The organism is Rhizobacter sp. P2_H2, assembly GCF_056403375.1.
Map to the genome: position 1 here is coordinate 1 of NZ_JBFUFP010000809.1, position 2531 is coordinate 2531.

Below are 2531 nucleotides of genomic sequence, written 5' to 3' on the forward strand. Positions count from 1 at the left end.
GGTCTCGTAGCCCATGTAGCCGGGCTCGGACGGGTTGGAAAACAGCTGGTAGGCGGCCGGATCCGAATCGAAGACGTAGGCGCCGGTGAGGGTGCTGCCCGTCGTGGGCAGGTTGCCGCTGCTTGTCTTCACCTGGGCCGTGAAATTCACGGTGACGGGATCGGCGTTTGCCACCGCCGCCGGCAGCAGCAGGGCGGCCGTCAACAGGGCGATCGAACTGTTCATCTTCAAGGTTCTTCTCCCTTCGGTCGAGGTACTTGCACTGTAGCCATTCGGGCCGCGGCTGTCGCGTGGCGGCCCGGTTGCTCATGACATCGGGCCGTGCTCAGGCCGTCTTGTTCAGTGCGAACGAGGCCAGCACCGTGTCGGTGACCGACGAGTTCTCGAACGCCCAACCGGCCGCGAAGTCGCTCGGCACGCCCCAGCCGTCGTACTGGTAGTAGACGATGTCCAGCCCGGCCGCCTCGGCCAGCGATATCGCGTCGGCCACCCAGCGGCCACGGTCGGCCGACGGTGCCGCGCGGGTGCAGCCGACCTCGCCGAGCATCATGCGCACCGAGTGCGTGGTGGCGTAGTCGAGTGCCGGCTGCATGTCGATGGCAAGTGCCGCCTTGTTCCACAGCTGCGGTGCGGTGAAGTCGTTGTCGCGGGTGACGCCCGGGTAGCCCACCGTCCCGGCCGCCGGGAAGCCGCCTTCGCCCTGGTGCGTGAAGTAGTGCGGGCCGTAGTAGTGGAAGCTGTAGACCGTCTTTGCGTCGCCGTTGGGCTGCAGATCGGCGAAGTTCTTCTGGTCGCCCCACACCGGTTGCACGATGACCCAGCGGTCGGCGTCCACATGGCGGATCTGCGCCAGCGCCAATTGGTGCAGCAGATTCCATGCGTCCTTCGCGACCGCGTGGTTGCCGTTGATCTCTGCAGGCGTGCGGCCCTGCGGTTCGTTCAGCAGGTCGAACACGATGCCCTGCACGCCGGCGTACTGCTGGGCCAGCTCGCCCCAAGCCTCCACGAACTCAGCCTGCGCCGATGGGTCGGACCACAGCGCGCGGCCGTCGTCGGGCCACACGCCGCGGCTCGGCCAGCTGACGTCGAGCGTGACCGCCAGCACCACATGCATGCGCTTCGACAGGCACCAGTCGATCAGCGTGCCCCATTGCGCGACCGAGGCCTGCAGGCGTGCAGCCAGCGGCTGGCCGGGCAGCAGCGCGGCACCGGTCTTGAAGTCGAACGGCTGGATGAACAGCCGTGCCACGTTGGCGCCGGCCGCCGGCAGCTCGGCCACGTTCTGCCAATGGCTGGCGGTGGTGTCGGTCCAGCCCTGGTCCGGGAAGATGCTGGTGCCGCGCAGGCGGGGCAGCGCGGCCGACAGCGGCGGCAGGCCGGGCGCCGGGGCCGGCGGCGGTGGTGGAGGAGGAACCGGTGCCGGCGGCACGGGGGCAGGCGGCGTACCGCCGACCGGGGCCGGGGCGGGACTGCCGTCCCCACCGCCCCCACCGCAGGCCGCCACGGCCAGCAGCACGGCGGAACTCAGACCCTTCAAGACAAAGCGGCGGCTCGCCAGATCGGCGCGCAAGACATCGGACACGTGAAACCCCTCCTGTGTTTGTGGAGGGATTGTCTCCAGAAGGAGCGCCCGAGCCGACCCCCGCAAACCCAGGGACTCAGTAAGCGGCTGTGAAGCGCTTGCGGATGTGTTTCGGCGTTTCGATCTCGTCGACGATCGCGACCGCGAGGTCGGCCACCGAGAGGCCGGCCGGCTTGTCGCCGTCCATCAGCAGCTCGTCGGCGCCGATGCGGAACTTGCCGGTGCGCGGGCCGGGCGCGAGCAGCGCGGCGGGCGACAGGAAGGTCCAGTCGAGCGCGGTCTCGGCGCGGATCTGGTTCAGCGCCTCGCGGGCGGCGAGCGCGCCCTGCTTGTACTCGGCGGGGAAGTGCGGCGTGTCGACCAGCTGCACGCCGGGCGCGACGAACAGGCTGCCGGCACCGCCGACGATCAGCACGCGCTTGATGCCCGAGCGCTTGACGCCGTCGACGATGGCGCGCGTGCCTTGCAGGAACACGTCGTGGATGCGCGGCTCGCTCCAGCCGGGGTTGTACGAGTCGACCACGGCGTCATGGCCTTCGACGGCGGCGGCCACCTGGGCGGCGTCGAGCGCATCGGCCTTGACGACCGTCAGGCCGGGTTGCGCGGGCAGCTTGGCCGGCGTGCGGGCCAGCGCGGTCACCTGGTGGCCACGCGACAGCAGTTCCTTCAGCACCTCGGAGCCGACGAAGCCGGTGGCGCCAATCAGGGCGATCTTCATGGAATGTTCCTGGGAGTTGTCGATGGCGCGATGATCTGCGCTTCACAATGGGTGCACCAGTCGCTCATTTCGAACAACATTCTTTAGCCAGGCTTCACGATCATGGATGACCTTCGCCGCATGGCCTTGTTTGCCGAGGTGGTGCGCCACGGCTCGATGAGCGGCGCCGCGCGGGCGCAGGGCATGAGCACCTCGGCGGTGAGCCAGCAGATGCGCGCGCTGGAGCAGGGC

General features: G+C 69.2%; 4 protein-coding genes. 1 reads left to right on the forward strand and 3 read right to left on the reverse strand.

The genetic code is table 11. The features are described 5' to 3' along the window. The 3 genes from AC1D15_RS26645 to AC1D15_RS26655 form a co-directional block, all read right to left on the reverse strand. On the reverse strand, window positions 1-225 hold a 225-nt coding region (locus AC1D15_RS26645; RefSeq protein WP_477828368.1), incomplete at its 3' end, for a hypothetical protein. Window positions 226-325: 100 nt separating this feature from the next. Then, window positions 326-1582 (reverse strand): glycoside hydrolase family 5 protein, encoded by a 1257-nt coding sequence (locus tag AC1D15_RS26650; RefSeq protein WP_477828369.1) that lies wholly within the window; start codon window positions 1580-1582, stop codon window positions 326-328. Window positions 1583-1658: 76 nt separating this feature from the next. Next, window positions 1659-2300, reverse strand: a complete 642-nt coding sequence (locus AC1D15_RS26655) for an NAD(P)-dependent oxidoreductase (protein WP_047513143.1) — start codon at window positions 2298-2300, stop codon at window positions 1659-1661. Window positions 2301-2402: 102 nt separating this feature from the next. Here AC1D15_RS26655 and AC1D15_RS26660 point away from each other — a divergent pair. Further along, a partial coding sequence (locus AC1D15_RS26660) for a LysR family transcriptional regulator (protein WP_477828370.1) occupies window positions 2403-2531 on the forward strand: 129 nt, incomplete at its 3' end.